The 15,218-nt window shown below is 57.5% G+C and carries 17 protein-coding genes; 12 read left to right on the top strand and 5 right to left on the bottom strand.

What is annotated here, in order from left to right:
• Nucleotides 1-77: 77 nt before the first annotated feature.
• The 3 genes from ACZ5ZS_RS09095 to ACZ5ZS_RS09085 form a co-directional block, all read right to left on the bottom strand.
• Nucleotides 78-779, bottom strand: coding sequence for a hypothetical protein (locus tag ACZ5ZS_RS09095; RefSeq protein ID WP_188595737.1), 702 nt, complete (start codon nt 777-779; stop codon nt 78-80).
• Nucleotides 772-1,563, bottom strand: a complete 792-nt coding sequence (locus ACZ5ZS_RS09090) for an ATP-binding cassette domain-containing protein (protein ID WP_188595736.1) — start codon at nt 1,561-1,563, stop codon at nt 772-774. The genes ACZ5ZS_RS09095 and ACZ5ZS_RS09090 overlap by 8 nt, the downstream gene beginning before the upstream one ends.
• Nucleotides 1,564-2,131: 568 nt before the next feature.
• A complete protein-coding gene (locus tag ACZ5ZS_RS09085) occupies nt 2,132-2,608 on the bottom strand; it encodes a protein-tyrosine phosphatase family protein (protein WP_188595735.1) in 477 nt (158 codons plus the stop codon).
• 123 nt (nt 2,609-2,731) lie between these two features.
• Here ACZ5ZS_RS09085 and ACZ5ZS_RS09080 point away from each other — a divergent pair, with 123 nt between their 5' ends.
• The 5 genes from ACZ5ZS_RS09080 (at nt 2,732) to ACZ5ZS_RS09060 (ending at nt 9,249) form a co-directional block, all read left to right on the top strand.
• Nucleotides 2,732-4,414 carry an FAD-dependent oxidoreductase gene (locus ACZ5ZS_RS09080; RefSeq protein ID WP_188595734.1) on the top strand — a complete coding sequence of 561 codons (1,683 nt, stop codon included), beginning with the start codon at nt 2,732-2,734 and terminating at the stop codon, nt 4,412-4,414.
• Nucleotides 4,407-5,579 carry an NAD(P)/FAD-dependent oxidoreductase gene (locus ACZ5ZS_RS09075; protein WP_229657621.1) on the top strand — a complete coding sequence of 391 codons (1,173 nt, stop codon included), beginning with the start codon at nt 4,407-4,409 and terminating at the stop codon, nt 5,577-5,579. The genes ACZ5ZS_RS09080 and ACZ5ZS_RS09075 overlap by 8 nt, the downstream gene beginning before the upstream one ends.
• 104 nt (nt 5,580-5,683) lie before the next feature.
• Nucleotides 5,684-6,883, top strand: a complete 1,200-nt coding sequence (locus tag ACZ5ZS_RS09070) for a hypothetical protein (protein WP_188595733.1) — start codon at nt 5,684-5,686, stop codon at nt 6,881-6,883.
• Between the two features lie 90 nt (nt 6,884-6,973).
• The gene (locus tag ACZ5ZS_RS09065; protein ID WP_188595732.1) at nt 6,974-7,417 is read left to right on the top strand and encodes an Lrp/AsnC family transcriptional regulator; all 444 of its coding nucleotides are present in this window, start codon (nt 6,974-6,976) and stop codon (nt 7,415-7,417) included.
• A gap of 227 nt (nt 7,418-7,644) precedes the next feature.
• The gene (locus ACZ5ZS_RS09060) at nt 7,645-9,249 is read left to right on the top strand and encodes a universal stress protein (protein ID WP_188595731.1); all 1,605 of its coding nucleotides are present in this window, start codon (nt 7,645-7,647) and stop codon (nt 9,247-9,249) included.
• Nucleotides 9,250-9,470: 221 nt separating this feature from the next.
• On the opposite strand, the gene ACZ5ZS_RS09055 is transcribed toward ACZ5ZS_RS09060, so the two are convergent.
• Both ACZ5ZS_RS09055 and ACZ5ZS_RS09050 read right to left on the bottom strand, forming a co-directional pair.
• Nucleotides 9,471-10,013, bottom strand: a complete 543-nt coding sequence (locus tag ACZ5ZS_RS09055; RefSeq protein WP_188595730.1) for a thioredoxin domain-containing protein — start codon at nt 10,011-10,013, stop codon at nt 9,471-9,473.
• The gene (locus ACZ5ZS_RS09050; protein WP_188595729.1) at nt 10,003-10,506 is read right to left on the bottom strand and encodes a hypothetical protein; all 504 of its coding nucleotides are present in this window, start codon (nt 10,504-10,506) and stop codon (nt 10,003-10,005) included. Before ACZ5ZS_RS09050 ends, ACZ5ZS_RS09055 begins: the two co-directional genes overlap by 11 nt.
• Before the next feature lie 393 nt (nt 10,507-10,899).
• Between ACZ5ZS_RS09050 and ACZ5ZS_RS09045 the strand changes: the two genes are divergently transcribed.
• From ACZ5ZS_RS09045 to ACZ5ZS_RS09015, 7 genes are read left to right on the top strand one after another with little or no spacing between them, the layout of a single operon-like run.
• Nucleotides 10,900-11,418 (top strand): MogA/MoaB family molybdenum cofactor biosynthesis protein, encoded by a 519-nt coding sequence (locus tag ACZ5ZS_RS09045; RefSeq protein ID WP_188595728.1) that lies wholly within the window; start codon nt 10,900-10,902, stop codon nt 11,416-11,418.
• Nucleotides 11,419-11,436: 18 nt separating this feature from the next.
• Nucleotides 11,437-11,802 (top strand): winged helix-turn-helix domain-containing protein, encoded by a 366-nt coding sequence (locus ACZ5ZS_RS09040; RefSeq protein WP_188595727.1) that lies wholly within the window; start codon nt 11,437-11,439, stop codon nt 11,800-11,802.
• Between the two features lie 40 nt (nt 11,803-11,842).
• Nucleotides 11,843-12,649, top strand: coding sequence for a PD-(D/E)XK nuclease family protein (locus ACZ5ZS_RS09035; RefSeq protein ID WP_188595726.1), 807 nt, complete (start codon nt 11,843-11,845; stop codon nt 12,647-12,649).
• A complete protein-coding gene (locus ACZ5ZS_RS09030; protein WP_188595725.1) occupies nt 12,646-13,167 on the top strand; it encodes a hypothetical protein in 522 nt (173 codons plus the stop codon). The genes ACZ5ZS_RS09035 and ACZ5ZS_RS09030 overlap by 4 nt, the downstream gene beginning before the upstream one ends.
• Nucleotides 13,151-13,645, top strand: a complete 495-nt coding sequence (locus ACZ5ZS_RS09025; protein WP_188595724.1) for a hypothetical protein — start codon at nt 13,151-13,153, stop codon at nt 13,643-13,645. The genes ACZ5ZS_RS09030 and ACZ5ZS_RS09025 overlap by 17 nt, the downstream gene beginning before the upstream one ends.
• The gene (locus ACZ5ZS_RS09020; RefSeq protein WP_188595723.1) at nt 13,642-14,757 is read left to right on the top strand and encodes an ATP-binding protein; all 1,116 of its coding nucleotides are present in this window, start codon (nt 13,642-13,644) and stop codon (nt 14,755-14,757) included. Before ACZ5ZS_RS09025 ends, ACZ5ZS_RS09020 begins: the two co-directional genes overlap by 4 nt.
• Nucleotides 14,733-15,215, top strand: coding sequence for a hypothetical protein (locus ACZ5ZS_RS09015; RefSeq protein ID WP_188595722.1), 483 nt, complete (start codon nt 14,733-14,735; stop codon nt 15,213-15,215). The genes ACZ5ZS_RS09020 and ACZ5ZS_RS09015 overlap by 25 nt, the downstream gene beginning before the upstream one ends.
• The last annotated feature ends 3 nt before the right edge of the window (nt 15,216-15,218 follow it).

Genomic DNA, 15,218 nt, shown 5'->3' with positions numbered 1-15,218 from the left:
GAAGCATCACCGAGTAAATACCTACCACAGTCCCCACACAAATATCTCTGCCTTATATAAAACATAATCTGAGTAATTTAGTAGATGTACTTAATATACTTCAATGCAATTAGTAATGAAAGTATCAACCATGTTAACTCGGAAACTAAAGATAATTCAAGAACTATAGATGTTCCAATTTGATAAAACACAGTAATGGCAGAAGTTGGCAAAAGCATGGAAACAAAGACCATGTAGTGAGGTAATAACTTAACATTGTAATACACCGGAGGTAATAAAGTAATCACAGAAGCTATGATAAAGAATACCTCCCTAGCCCTATAAGCCCAGCTAATCTTCAAAGCCATGAACAACCCCAAATTAGACGAAGTAAGGTAAAGCATGAAGATCTCGACAAACATAGTTAGCAGTGTAGTTAAAGGTAATTTTACAGTGAGTAACAATAACAATACATAAACTAAAACGAGAGGTAATGGAAATAGGAGATTTACGAGATAAATACTTACCGTATAATTCCTCCTAGCGGCTTCGTCGAACCAAATCATGTCCGTAAACTTGACGACTCTAGTCAAATATGAGAAGTCACCTGCAGAAGAAAAGCCTGAGAGGGTTAATGTAGATGCAATTGACCCCATAAGTGCAATGTCGTTCAACTTCCCCTCTATTACACTTAATATGAAGAGGATTGCAAGTGAGTCGAAATAAAGGCTAAGTAATGTCAAGGGGTGTCTTATACTGAACTTAAGCCCGTAATAATAGCTGAAGATGATCCTACTCATAAAAGACCACTTTAGCGACTATATCATCAACGTTAGCCTTTCTAATTGAGTTATAAGAAGGTATTATTCCCTTCTCGCATAGATAGTTCTTCTCGTATAATTGATAGCAATTTTCAAGAATCTCATCGCTATCCACCACTACCTTATCCTCAGCCTCTTTAACTAGCTCTTCTGGGGAAAAATGTAGAAACCTCTTACTCTTAGTAATTATCAAGACTTTATCCAATACATCAATTATGCCAGATAATGTAGGAGACGAAATTATCACAGTCTTCCCATCTTCTTTCATCTTCTTTATAATTCCCTTTAGCCTTGTTATCCCTTCAATATCGAGATAAGTTAAGGGCTCGTCAAGGAGGTAAAGGTCAGCGTCGAAGGATAATACTGCACTTAGCAATACTCTCTGTTTTTGTCCTCCAGACATCTCGTCAACTTCTTTATTAGGTACGTTAAAATACTCCAACATCTCTAAGGCTTTTTGCTTAGCCCTCCTTGAGTCAAGTCCTCTCAAGGTGAGGTAGCTCACTATAAAGTCGACTGCAGACATTACTCCTATAGGCTCTGCGTCCTGGGGCAAGTAAGATATCCTCTTAGCGTTTACTGTAACCTTACCGCTGTCAGGCTTTAGGATTCCCAGGATTATCCTTAACAGCGTCGTTTTTCCGTAGCCATTAGGAGCTACGATACCGTACACTAGGTTTTCATCGAAGGAGAGAATTAGATCTTTAAATATTATTACGTCACCATAGCTTTTTGAAACGCTCTCAAGTCTCACTATCGCCATTGTTACTCGCCCATCTCGTTTAGTTTTTAACAAAATGATTGATAAAAGATGGGGCGGGCCTCGCTCCTTCTAGGGGCTGGGGTGGGTTTTCAGGTCATGTTTTGTTTGGGTTTTTTGTTTCTTGCTGGTCGACTCTCTGAGGATGGGGGGCTGGGGCCGACTACCCCAGCAATACCAGTAGGGGAGGGGGCCAAGTAGCCCTAAAGAGGCGTAACCCCCCAGACCCCGGGAAACCCCCTCAAGGGCGGGGAGGAGGTCAGCAAAGATCTTATCTACTCTACTTTTAGCTTTCAACTTATCAGTTGAAGAGAATAATCGCATCAAGAAGAGCAAGACGCTCAAAGAGTTCAACATTTATAAAGAGAACTGCCCTTCACCTTACCGCCTTGACCTCGCTTTTTTCCCTTTCATCAAACCCCCAGTTTAGGTCTGGTTTGGAATTAATCTAGGGGTTAGGCTATAAGCAGCATACTTAATATTCCAAACCTAGGTTAAATAGGCTCAGTTTTCCTCCACTGCCTGAAAGAAGTTATGAAGGCCCTAGGGGGTGAGCCTGCCGTTCCTTTCGTCATAAGCCCAGGACTGCCCTCCTCAACGCCTCCAGCGCTTCCCACTGCGCGCGGGTGGGGGATGCGTCTGGGTTAGCCCTCTTCACGGCCAGGAACGCCTCCTCCAGACTCAACCCCCTCCTCATTAGGTAGCCAGTCAATACGGTGGGGCTCCTCCCGACCCCGGCTCTGCAGTGAACCACCACCCCGCCGCGCTGCGTCGCTCTATCCATCCACTCCAGCAGGGAGATGAAGTCGCCCAGCGGCGGCGCTTGATTGTCTCGAACCGGGACGTGCAGCACCTCAATGCCAAGCCTCCCCGCGTCCTCCACGTACTGCCTCAGGGGGTACCCGTCCTCCTCCATCTCCCACTCCTCCAGCACCGCCACGGCGGCGGTTATCCCCTCTCCCCGCCACCGCCTCAAGTCCCTCATCCCCTGGGGAGCGCATGAGCCGGCCACCCCCTCAGCCACGAAGTAGGGACACCTGCTCGGCACTAGGCACCACCGCCTCTCGGGGTGAATGGCTCGCCCCCTACCTTATTGAAATCCTCCGCTGCCATGAGGAGGCCCCTACGCTCTGGTTTTAAACTTAAAAAAGCACGTCGGGTGGGTGACTTAATGGTTAAGGAATCATTATACAGCGCAAGGACGGGCGAGGAGAGGAGGTTCGTGTGCTGCGAGTGGTGGTGCGAGGGTTACTGGCTTAGCCTGGGCGAGTTGAATCAATGCGAGGGAGAGAGCGGGGGGAGCCCCAGGGTTCCCTTCCTCATGAGGTTGAGGGCGGTGAGGAGGATGGCGTCGCCGGGCAGGTTCCCCAGGAATAAGTGGATAATCAGGTTCTGGGGGATGGCGAGCAACATGGCCAGGCAAATGAATCACTTGGGCGTGGAGTCGCTTCCGGAACCGCCGAGGGCGGCCGTGAAGGAGGTGGCGGGGGACGCCTTGGTGGTGGGCGGCGGGCTGGCGGGGCTCTCCGTGGCGGGTGAGCTGGCCAAGCTGGGCTTCAGGGTAACAGTGGTGGAGGGCTTCAAGGCCCTTGGGGGCCGCCACGCGCTGGACTCGGGGAAGCTGGTGGATGGAAAGGTGCCGGCCGAGTTGATCCGGGACTTGGCGGGGAGGCTGGAGGGGGACCCCAACGTCACCATCCTGACGGGCGCGGCGTTCGATGGAAGGCTGGAGGACGCCGTGATAGCGCACTCGCTGGACGGCTCTACAGTGTTCAAGTTGAGGCATAGGTACGTCGTGTTCGCCACCGGATCCCGCGAGGTCCCCATAGTCTACCCCGGAAACGCCTCCGTCACCACATTCACGGGGTGGACTTACCTAACGCTCCTCAAGTCCGGCGCGTTGAAGCACAAGTCCGTGGCGGTCTACGGCTCCGACGATTGGGGAGTGAGGGTGGCGCACGCCATTAAGTCGGCCGGCGTAAGCGTCTCGCTGCTGGACAACTCGGTGCAGGTGAGGAGCGACGCGTACAGGGACTTGGCGAGGGAGCTCAACGTGGAGACCTCGGTCAACCTCACCAGGGAGAAGCTGGTCGGGATGGGGGTGGACGCGCTTGTGGCGGCGGCCAGGGTGCCGGCGATAGAAGCCGTGGTTCAGTGGGGAGGCGAGGCTTACTACGAGCACGAGCTGGGCGGCATGATTCCCAGGCACTCCTGGAGCGGGGAGGTGATGGGCACCACGGACGCCTACGTGGTTGGGGAGGCGGGCGGCTTGATCCCGGTGCACTTGATACCTCTCCAGGCGAAGGCGGTGGCGGCCGGCATAGCCTTCAAGGAGGGGAGGATCGGGGAGGCGGACCTGGATAAGGCCATCGCCGAGTTCAGGACGGCCATAAACGTGGCGTCGCCGAAGCAGTTCAACGCGTTCCAGAGGCTGGATAAGGGGTTGCACGAGATAGGCCTATTCGTGGAGCCCAACGTGATAAACGTGCCCCAGTGGGGAAGCGAGATGAACCTGGAGGACGCCGAGGAGGAGTTGATATGCCCCTGCGAGGACGTGAGCCTGGGCGACTTGCTGGAGGACGTGAAGGCGTTGACCGGGGTTAAGGAGATCAAGGTGACCGTGCTCCACGAGGAGACGCTGGAGGCAAGGAACTTCCGCCCGCCCTCCATGGAGAAGATAAAGCGAACCACGGGGCTGGGCACGGGGGCGTGCCAGGGGAAGCTGTGCATGATGACGGCCACCCTAATACTGGCGAGGATATTCCAGAAGAAGCCCAGGGAGGTGGGGATCTTCAAGCAGAGGTTCCCACTGCATCCAATCCCAATGGGAGTCGCGGGTGATGCGAGTGAGTGAGGAGGGACGCGGTCTCCAGTCCTTCGTGGGGGACGTCGTGGTGGTGGGGGGCGGCGTGGTGGGGCTCGCCACCGCGTACGGCCTCGCGCGGAGGGGCTTGAAGGTCGTAGTAATGGAGCGGGGATACTTGGGGGGCGGCAGCTCGACTAGGAACGTCTCCAGGTTCAGGGTTCACTTCGGTAACGCGGAGAACACGAGGTACGCCATCGAGTCCGCCAGAATAATGGAGAGGCTGTCCGGGGAGCTGGGGTGGAACGCCATCTTCAAGAGAAGCGGGTACCTCTGGCTGGCGAGGGAGGAGAGGATTTTGAATCAATACAGGGAGTTGAACGAGAAGGTATGGAAGCCCCTCGGCGTTCCAGTCAAGTTCCTCACCAGGGAGGAGCTCGCCGAGAGGTACCCCTACATAGATAAGTCCAGGTACGTGGGGGCAGTGCTGGGCGAGCAGGACGGGGAGTTCCACCACGACTACGTGATGGCTGGGTACTACACGAGGGGGAGGGACCTGGGCGTGGAGTACGTGGAGAACTCCGAGGTGACCAAGATAACCATAACCAATGGAAAGGTGAGCGAGGTGAGGGGAAGGAGGGCGTTCGCGAAGGCCAAGAGCGTCGTCGTGACGGCCGGGGCCTGGACCAAGGACTTAATGCTTCAATTAGGCATTGACCTACCTATAACCCCGGTGCGCAAGGAGATAGGCGTCACGGCGCCCGTGAGGTACTTCATGGAGCCATTCATAATAGACACGCAGACGAACGCATACGTCGCCCAAACCATGAGGGGGGAGGTGATTGGAAGCATTGAGGGGAGGGACGAGCCGGGCCTCAAGCCCTTCGAGAACACGCTGGACTGGTTGACGAAGTGGGCGAGGGCAATGGAGGAGATCATGCCATCCGCCCGCCGCCTCAGGGTGATGCGCGTATGGTCAGGCTTCTACGAGATGACCCCGGACCACAGCCACATAATGGGCAGGGGAAGGGACTGGCCCGAGGGGCTCTACGTGGCCAGCGGCTTCAGCGGGCATGGATTCATGCTGGCCCCCCTCACGGGCGAGTTGATGGCTGAGTACGTGGCGACGGGGAGATTAAGCGATCTAGCCGCTCCCTTCTCGCCCGATAGATTCAGCTCCGGCAACATGCTGAAGGAGGCCGTAGTGATAGGCTAAGAGCGGGTAGCTGGCGGCTCATCAAAAACCACCTATAAGTTTCGGCTTATCCCGCTTCCTCGCTTGCCCAATAGCGTTTTAAGCCTCTTCCCCGCTTAACGCGAGTGGTAGTGAGGATACCCTCCTCCCTCTGCGCGGAGTGCAAGGGCCGCAGGAGGCTGTGCGGGTTGCCGGAGTGCCCGCTGCTGGACAGGCAGAGGAGCCTGAAGCCCGTGCTGAAGATAGCGGGCAGGGAGATATACGGGGCCTCGCCCCCCAGCGTGGTGGTTGGGGAGAGCGGGTACCCGAGGGTGAGCGTGATGCTTGGAGTCCCCCCAGGCAAGTCAGGGGATGAGAGCAGGGAGTTCGAGGACCCCATGGGCTGGTGGGGGAGGGCCCAGCTAAGGGATATACTGGGGCTTCGGGCCTCCATGGTGGCCTCGGCCGCCAGGGTGGATGCGCGCAATCCATTGAGGCTGTACGAGCAGGAACTCAGCGTGGCCGCGTCCTCCCTGAGGCCGGTGGACGTGGAGGTCAAGGCGGACGGGCCGCCGGTGGGCGGGGTATCCATGGATCCCCTGGACCTCCCCCACCCGCCCCTAGTGAGGGCAGTGGGGGTGCGGGTCAGCGGCTCCCCCCTCCTGCCCCGGAGGCTGGAGCAGTTGATATTCGATGATTTAAGCGCCGATAGAGCGGTGCTGGAGCTGAGTGGGGCCGGCGTCGATGTGTACACCATAATAAGGGCGTTCTCCATGGGCCTCCTGGGGGAGCGGCGGAGGCGGCGGTTGGTGCCGACTCGGTGGGCAATAACCGCGGTGGACACCATCATAGGGAACGACTTGCTGAGGCGCGTTAGGTCAATGCCGTGGGTCACCGCTCACGAGCTCTATTTCACGGAGTATCTATGGAATAGATTCGCGGTACTCATAAGCCCCGGCCCGCTCAGCGTGGCGTGGGTGGAGATCTGGCACCCCTTCACTCCATGGGCCTCCGGGGAGCCCGCCGTGGTGATAGATAGGGAGAATTGGAGGGGGGAGGTGAAGTTCCTGGACGGCGGGTATCAAGCCGCTCGCCTCTCCCTCCTGCGGTACCTGGAGTCCAGGGGTAGGTCGGGCTCCGTTATAATAATAAGGGAGGTGCTTCCGGAGTACTACGTGACGGTGGGGAACTGGCATATAAGGGAGAGCATGTCGCACGTGTTTCAAAACATGGTTGCCAGGGGGGAGGGCGCGCCGGAGGCAGTCAAGGCCCTCTTCAAGTACGACGTGTCCGGCATATTGAGGCAATTGATGGGCAAGCAAGCATCCATTATGAATTATCTATGATCTAGTCGATGATTCAGACCATCGAGGCCAGCCGTGGCTCCATTAGGTAGGATTAGGTAAGCTTTATAATCGATTCGCCGCTCCATGGCGATGATGAGGGCTCACGACGCCTCCAATCGCCGCGAGTTGGATGAGGAATTGCTGAGGATCCTGGAGGAGGATTGCACGCTCACTTACCAGGAAATGGCGAGGCGGGTGGGCAGGAGCTTGTGGGCGGTTAGGTATAGAGTGGAAGCGCTGCGGCGGAGCGGCGCGATAAAGGGATGTAGGGCCGCGGTGGATTATAAGTCCATGGGGTATGACAAAGTTGTTCTGTTCTTTAATATTCCCCCGGAGCACATGAGGGAGGCCTTGGAGTTCATGAAGTCGCAGAGCATCATCAAGAGCATATCCATGATAAGCGGAGACAAGCGATTCGTGGTCACAATGGTGGGCAAGAGCATCGACGACATCAGGAAGTTCATAGTCGACAATCTAACCAAGTACAAGATATACGACGCGGAGCTCGACATAGTAATCGACGAAATAAAGTGACCCCTCCTTCCCCCCCACCCCCGCCTGGGTGTTCCGGCCGCGGGATCCGCTTTAGGGTTTTACATCCATGCCATGAATGGCCATCTCATCTTTTCGAGGCCAACTATTTCCTCCGCAATTCAGGGGAATCCCGGCCTTCCCGGCCCTCAAGCCCTGCGGCGCCTGTTCATTTGTGGCTCAAGGCTTTGCTGGCAATTATTATAATCCATGCCTCTCCATGGAAGTGCATGGGTTCTAGCATTGCTGGGAATCGGAGGGCGAGCGGGTTGGAGAAAATAAGATCTCACATGGATAAGTGGCTCGGCCTCTATGTGGGCTTGATGATAGTGATCGGCCTGGCCGCCGGGTATCGGGACGTGGGCTGGGTACAGCATCACGTCCAGGCGCTGCAGTTGCTGGAGATAGCCTCCATCTACGTCATGATATTCCCCATGATGCTCATGCTCAACGTGAGGGCCTTGGGCAGCGCATTCAAGAACTACAAGTTGGTGTTGGCCGTGGTGCTGCTGAACTTCGCGTATGGTCCATTGATGGCAGTGCTGCTGGGCGGTCTATTTGTTGCAAACCCATTCGCCAGGTTCGGCCTGTTCATAGCCTGGCTCGTTCCTTGTTCATCAATGAGCATAGGCTACGTGGGCCTCATGATGGCCGACATAAGCGCGGCGACGGCGATGGTCGCCTTATCGTTCATACTGTCCCTTGCCGTGATACCGCTCGAGGCGTCCCTCTACATAAGCGTGATGGTCCATCAAGTAAGGGGCGTTGCGTTGACGGGGCGCGCCGTCTCCAGCATAGAGGTGGGGCTCTTCATGACGATAATAGAGGTGCTGCTTGCGCCGTTGGTTCTCGCAATTCCGATTAGGGAGGCAATGATGAGGAGGATGGGGCAGGCCAGGTTCAGGGAGGTCAGCCCCCTCTTCCCGACGCTCACCATGTTGGGCATGATGATGATAATATTCATCATTTTCTTCGCCCATGCCGGCGTATTGATCTCCCATATAATGGACGTGCTGGGCATCTTCTACTCCGCAATGGTATTTGGAACGGTTTCCCTCACGGTGCTCACGGTGCTATTCAAGTATGTGGGGCTGAACAAGAGGGGGGAGTCGAGGTATGGTTCGGCCATGGTAGCCATACTGACCGGAGTGCCTAAGAACGAGGCCACCGCGATAGCCATAAGCACGCTGGCCCTATCCTCCCTCGGCCCACAGGCCGCCTTCCTCACCTCCATGCCGCCCTCGTTGCTGCCTGCATTCCAAGTCGTCTTCATAATAACCTTCCTAAAGCTGAGGGATAGGGTAATGAAGTACTACGGAGAGCGGGGAGTCGAGGTGATAGAGCGGGGAAGGGCGGCGGAGATGGGGATCCTCGAGGCGGCCCGGGGGGCGATGGCTATGCTCGTTCCGGTGGACTTCTCTCGGGGCACCGATGAGTGGGTCGTGAACGGCCTGGGTAGGTTGAGCAGCTACGCCAGGATAGGCAGGGTTAGGCTGCTATACGTGATACCGCTCGGCCTCTCCGAGGTGAGCGAGTTCATAACCGATAACATAATCTCGGAGGGCAGGAAGGCGGCGGAGGCCAAGATGAGGGAACTGGTGGGGGCGGTGAGGAGCAAGGTGATTGGGCTGGGCGGCGTCGACCTGGACTACGAGATAGTCGTGGGTGACCCCGCCTCTATAATACTCGATAGGGCGAGCGCCGGTGGATTCGATGCAATAATGATGGGGCACAGGGGCTATGGGTACGTGGAGGACTTGTTCGTTGGTAGCGTCACGTTGAAGGTGGTCTCCAGGTCTCCCATACCGGTCGTGGTGATCAGGAAGAGCGTCTAAGGCTAGGCGAGGGCTAATCACGAAGCGGGGAAAGGCCATGGCTAGGCTCAATGAATCAGATGAATGATTATCAAACGACGCTTGCTTCACGATTAGGGCGGCGAATCAACCCATTCTCTTCAAGCCGGGCCTCCTGCCCCTCAATAAAGGAGGGAGGAACCTAGCCCTCTGGGAGTAGTGGTCGGTGGCCCCGCTCATCTCAATGGGAACCTCTCGAGTTGCTATTTCAGCTTGGCTATTATGGGAAGTAACTCGCCGTAGGTGTTGGGTAGGTTGAATCCCCTGTATATTATAGTGCCGTTGGGCGACACCAAGTAGTACACGTCTAGTTGAAGCGTTGGATTGAACGTCTTCGTCAATTGGAGGCTTGCGTTGCCTTCCATGAAGTTGCCGGGCAGCTTGCCTGCGAAGCTCTGAACGAAGCTGGTTATCGGCATGCCTTGATACCCCAGGTCATTATACTGCTCCAGTATCACGACGTAGATGCCCCTCGCGGCGTACGCGGCGGCGTCGTGGCCAAGCATGGAGACCCCCAATGCGCATGCATCGCACCAAGTCGTCACCAGGTACAGTAGGACGTAGTGCCCCCTCAATTGATCCAGGTAAATGATCGTGCCATTCGGAAGCGTGAACCAATCATTGGGAGCTTGATCGCCGACGGTTATGCCGACGCCGTGGCCGGAGCCGTGGAGAGTCAATACGATCGACGCGGCGGCTATCAACGCAACAGCCATTAAGATGATAATTATTATTCTAAACCTCATTCCCACCAACCCTGCAATGCCCTCTGCATATGTATGTGGAGGCCCTATGGAGGCTTATGGCAGCCAACGCCACCGCCGCCAAATCCAGTAGGGGCGACAGCTCACCCAGCGCGCCCTGTATCTTTCCAGTCATGGAGGCAGCAAAGGAAAAGCCGCCCAGCGATGCCAATAAGGCAGGCACTAGCGAGGTGCAGCACGCGCCGGGCAACGCGCCTATAACCATTGATGACACGCCCAGCTTGCCTCTGGACAGCGTGCCGTATGCCATCAAGTTAACGGATATGGCCATGCTCACCATCACCGAGAGGATGGCTGCCATGGATATCGAGTACGCCGCGTAGTACTTGCCAAACAACAGGAAGCCCACCGCTGAACTAATGAATAGCCAGTAGTAAATCGCCATTAAGGCGGCGACCATCGACGCGAAGATCGCCATGTATCGAGGCCTCGACGCCAATTGCTTGATTGCGCCTCGAATGTCGTTAAACCCCATATGTCGCCATTTATAAAAGATCACTAAAAAATAACTATATTAATGCATATTATGCAGTGCGCAATGCCAGCTAAGATATCTTAACAAGACAATTCGATTTAACTGACCTCCTCCCCGCCCTAAAGGGCGAGGGTTCCCCGAGGTCTCAAGGTTTGACTTCGTGGACGCCCTCCCCCGGTATTGCTGGGGTGATCGGCCCCCGCTCCCCATCCTCTGAAGATTGATCAGGGGAGGACGTCATAAAGAAAGATGTGCCGACGAAGCTTAAAAACTTTCTTCCCGCCTCAAAGAGGCGAGGTTTGTCCTCTTTTTATCACGGCAAATTTCGCCTGGCGATATTTCCCGCCCCCGGGAGGGGGGAAGGCTTTTAATTGAGGGAGGAGCGGTGGGGCAATGTTTAAGCCATCCCATGAACAGCCCAGGGTGGAGCCAGTAATAGGAATTATAGTGGTGAGCGATTCCAGGTTCCGCAAGTACTTGGAGGAGGGGAGTTACGAGGACGAATCGGGCAGCTTGGCCGCGGGCCTGTTGAGGGATGTTGGGCGGGTCTACAGCCCGGTGCTGGTTCCCAATAATCGGGATTACCTGAGGGGCGCCGTGGCCGTTCTTCAATCCATGGGCGCCAACGTAGTGGTAACCATAGGAGGGACAGGCGTGGGGAGGCGGGACTTGACGGCTGACGTGGTTTCCGAGATGTGCACGAAGGACGTGGAGGGGTTCGGGGAGACGTTCAGGAGGCGCAGCGAGGCCAGCCTCGGTCCCCACGCCATGATGAGCAGGGCATGTGCCTGCGTGCTGGGTGATTCCGCCATAGCGTTCTGCCTCCCGGGCTCCCCCGACGCTGTCAAGCTGGCCGTGAATGAATTGATAAAGCCCGTCCTGGGCCACCTGCTGGGGGAGTTGGCTCGCTGATCTCGGAGGGGGATGGGGGTGGAGGTGAGGGTTAGGCACAGGATTTGGATAGAGGTGGGGGGCCAGAGCGTTATCGGGCCGGGGGGATACGACATACTGGCCGCCATAGATCGCACGGGCTCCATATCCAGGGCGGCGAGGGAGCTCGGCATGTCTTATAGGTTCGTGTGGAATTACATTGATAAAATGGAGCGGAGGCTTGGGGTCAGCGTGGTGAGGGGGTGGCGCGGCGGCTCGAGGAGGGGCGGGGCTCAATTGACGCCGGCCGGGCGTCGACTGCTCGAGATATACGGCAGGATACTGGACGACGTGAACAAGTTGACGCCGGCGTGGGAGGAGGAGGTGCGGGGGCTTCTGGAGGAGGGCGGTGCTGGGAGGGGTTAGGGCCGGGTTTGTTTTTTAACCTCGCCAGGGCGCGGCGCAGGTGAGGATAAAGTGGCGTAGAGCGGCTGGACCGGATCCGCGCAACTACGTGGAGTTAATGGCCCTCCTCGCGGGGGTGGATGACTTGGATGAGGTGGTGGGTAGGATCCCCCTGGGCGTGGACTTAGCGGTGCTGGGAGGGGTTAGGCCGGATGAGTTGGTGAAGTCAATTATAGCGCTGAAGTCCCTCTCCAAGATGCGGAGGCCGGACTCGAATAAGGTGCCCGTGGCCATGTTCGTCAGGTGCTCCGCCATGCATGGATTCATGGGCTCGGATAGGAGGTGGGGGTCCACCATGAGGGACGTCTTCTCCCAATTCATAGGCTCATCGCTTCACGACTCCCTAATATCGGAGATCCAGGCGAGGCTCGGAGTCAGGGAGTCGGGGGAGGCCGTTCATGAATACCGCGGCTTCGCCTTGATGGGGAGGGCCGACCTATTCGTGCCCGAGTGGGATCACGTGGTGGAGATCAAGTTCAAGAAGCTGAGGGGGAGCGGGCCGCCCATGGAGGACATGCTGCAGGCAGCCGCGTACGCCTCCCTCTACGGCAAGCCCAGGGCGGCGCTGCTGTACGTGTACGATAACGACGTGAGGGGGTTCTTCCTGCCCTCCGCGTTGGGGATGGAGGTGGTGAACGCGTTCCACGAATACGTGGATTCAATGATTGAGGGCAGGCCGGCGATAACGTTGAAGACGATAAACTGCAGGGAGTGCCCCGTCAACTCGATTTGCCCGTACAGGGACGACGCGGCGAGGCCTGTGATTCCCCCCGTGAGGCTGGACGAGTACCTGGACCCCATGGGGTGAGCGCAACGATAGCGATAGCCGACATAGCGATTCGCTCCCCCTACGCTCCCCCCGGGTTCGCGGTGAGCAGGGCAGGCAATGTCTGGGTGGTCAGGGGATCCGGGGAGGGGGCCGTGGTCGTCCCTGTTGGGGATCGGCTTCACTGTCCATGCGAGGCAGGCGCGAGGGGGAAGGCGTGTCCCCACGCGTTGGCTGTGGTCGTTGAGCTGTTGAGGTCCGTCGCCGTGCATGGATTCTCCTTCTGGCTCGAGGGGGACGCGTACGTGGATGGGGAGGGGGAGTGGGTGTTGGCTAGGCGGGGTCGAGTGGGTGGGCGGGCCTTGAATTGGTTCTTGGCGGTGAGCGGCAGGCCCTTCTCGGCAACCATAAATGCAGTGGTGAACGGGGAGTCCATGGTGGTGAGGGGCGAGTCTCGACCCATGAATTGCCTCCAGGTCTCCCTGTTCGCCTTGGACTCCCATCCATGCATTAAGTATTTAATCCGGGATCGCTTCATCGATCATGTTCAAGGAAGCTAGGAAGCTGTTGGACTCCTTAATGGGGAGGAAGGGCGCGGCCTCGATCGAGGTTGGAACCCCCGTGCGGCTTGGGTTGGGGGATAGGTTGATCCTCGGGAGGGACTCGGCCGTATTGATAAGCAACCGCATAAAGGAATTGAGGGCGCCGGCCAAGCTGCCGCTGAGGCGCGTTGACATTGCCTGCGTGAGCGGGTTGTTCATCGGGAGGGCAGAGGAGCTGGATGAGTGGATAGCGGGTGGGGGTTACATTGCGGTGGAGCGGGCGCGAAGGGCTAGGCGCAGGGCGTTTCCGCCGGGGGACTTGCCGGCCGGCTACATGGTGTCCCTCACCGCTTGCCCCGCCGCCATCGGGCTCTACGCGTGGGGCGGCAGGGATAGGCCGCTGGGGAGCGTTCTGCCCAGGTGCCTGGTTCCCTGCGACGTGGTGAAGAGCGGCGTTGCGCGGTACATGTCGCTATCAATGAGTTGGTCCCAATGATGCTCTTCGATTACTTGCCAAGGCTGGAGGGCCACGCGTTGGTTCTTGGAACCACTGGGACGGGCAAGTCCACCCTGATAAAGGAGTCCCTGTCCAGCGTGAGGGGGGATTACTCGGTCGTGGTGTTCGACGCGTTCGGCTCCTATGAGGGGTACACGGACTCGCACGCGCCCTACCCGCTCAATCCATTCGACTTCGAGGACAATCCCCTGGCAATGCTTGATTCACTGGATGAGGCCTTGGCAATTCGATTCCCCAACTCCAATTACCGCTTCACCCCGGCCATGGAGCTGCTGTTCGTGAGACACGCCAAGTCAAGCAAGTCCCTCAGGGAGGTGAGCGCAGGGTTGTCCAGGGAGGTGGAGGAGCGGAGGCTGGGCACGGATGACGAGAACGCGGCTAAGGGGTTGATGAGGAGGCTGGCCTACTTCACGGGCGACGCGTTCTCCTCAACCCACCCCCTCCTGCGCGAGGTGATTGAGAGCAAGACGCGCGGCAAGTCGGTCGGGATAGACCTGAGCGGGCTCAACGAGACGCAGCGCGTCGCGTTCGTGGTGTTCTTCCTCAAGGCCATGGAGTCCGCCGGCACCACCAACGTGATTGCAGTGATCGATGAGGCGCACCTATTCTTCCTGAGCGGGGAGTCGAGCACGCTGGCTGTGCATGTGAGGGGCGGCCGCAACTTCCGCAGGTTCTACGTGATGATAACTCAATCCCCCCTAGACATACCGAACGAGGTGGTGGCCAACGTGAAGCTCCTCATCAAGTTCAGCCTCTCCTTCACGGACCCCTCGGACTTCCTTCTGGGGAGGGAGGAGTTGGTGAGGAGGTTGAGGGATAGGGTCACAGTGAGGCCGAGGAGAGCCATGGCGATCGCCGTCGCCACGAACGGGGAGGCAGGGGAGGAGCCGTGGGGTATAAGGGAGGAGGCCGTGGTCGTCGACCCAACCGCGTTGAGGCCGAGGAGCGGCAAGACACTGGGGGAGTGCTTATCCAAGGAGTTCGGCGGCTCCGCCCCCGACATAAAGAGGGGGGTGGTGAGGAGGGGGTTCGGCTACATAAAGGACGCGGCCGCGAGGGATAGGGTATGGAGGTGTGTGGGGAGCACCTAGCCGCCCTGGTTCTGTGGGGCTCCATAACAGTGAGGAGCGCGGTGGCCTGCGTGGATTGGAATTGCCGCGTAGACGTGGAGACCGCCGACTCCGTCCCCCCTCTCCCCGTTGAGACGGCGTCGCTCTTCAGGAAGCCCTTCCTGTCCAGAATGCTCGGCCTGCCTCCCCGCTCCATAAGGAACATATCCCTCAATCCATTCAAGGTACCGACGCCGGCCTCCTCCGAGGTAGATGCCCTGCGCAACGTGGTGCACATGCACGCCTTGATGCGGTTATTAAGGGGGGTCAAGATGGGGCTGCCCTCCTCGGTTTACCTATTGAACGCGGTGCTCCACGACTTGGGCCTCGGCTTCGATGAGTCCAAGTACGGGCGAGCGGCGGCTACGCTGGGCGACTCAATCCTGGGCTGCGGGTTCTTGCGGGAATTGATGAGGAGGCGCGCGGAGGGACAAAGCTAATAA

This window comes from Thermocladium modestius (assembly GCF_055398215.1).
Note: the sequence above shows the minus strand (reverse complement) of the source record. Positions and strands in the feature narration are given on the sequence as shown.

Coding starts and splice junctions, on each gene's coding strand:
- ACZ5ZS_RS09095 (WP_188595737.1), bottom strand. CDS start 779: ATGAGTAGGATCATCTTCAGCTATTATTACGGGCTTAAGTTCAGTATA.
- ACZ5ZS_RS09090 (WP_188595736.1), bottom strand. CDS start 1,563: ATGGCGATAGTGAGACTTGAGAGCGTTTCAAAAAGCTATGGTGACGTA.
- ACZ5ZS_RS09080 (WP_188595734.1), top strand. CDS start 2,732: ATGGTTAAGGAATCATTATACAGCGCAAGGACGGGCGAGGAGAGGAGG.
- ACZ5ZS_RS09065 (WP_188595732.1), top strand. CDS start 6,974: ATGATGAGGGCTCACGACGCCTCCAATCGCCGCGAGTTGGATGAGGAA.
- ACZ5ZS_RS09060 (WP_188595731.1), top strand. CDS start 7,645: ATGGGTTCTAGCATTGCTGGGAATCGGAGGGCGAGCGGGTTGGAGAAA.
- ACZ5ZS_RS09055 (WP_188595730.1), bottom strand. CDS start 10,013: ATGAGGTTTAGAATAATAATTATCATCTTAATGGCTGTTGCGTTGATA.
- ACZ5ZS_RS09050 (WP_188595729.1), bottom strand. CDS start 10,506: ATGGGGTTTAACGACATTCGAGGCGCAATCAAGCAATTGGCGTCGAGG.
- ACZ5ZS_RS09045 (WP_188595728.1), top strand. CDS start 10,900: ATGTTTAAGCCATCCCATGAACAGCCCAGGGTGGAGCCAGTAATAGGA.
- ACZ5ZS_RS09025 (WP_188595724.1), top strand. CDS start 13,151: ATGTTCAAGGAAGCTAGGAAGCTGTTGGACTCCTTAATGGGGAGGAAG.
- ACZ5ZS_RS09020 (WP_188595723.1), top strand. CDS start 13,642: ATGATGCTCTTCGATTACTTGCCAAGGCTGGAGGGCCACGCGTTGGTT.
- ACZ5ZS_RS09015 (WP_188595722.1), top strand. CDS start 14,733: ATGGAGGTGTGTGGGGAGCACCTAGCCGCCCTGGTTCTGTGGGGCTCC.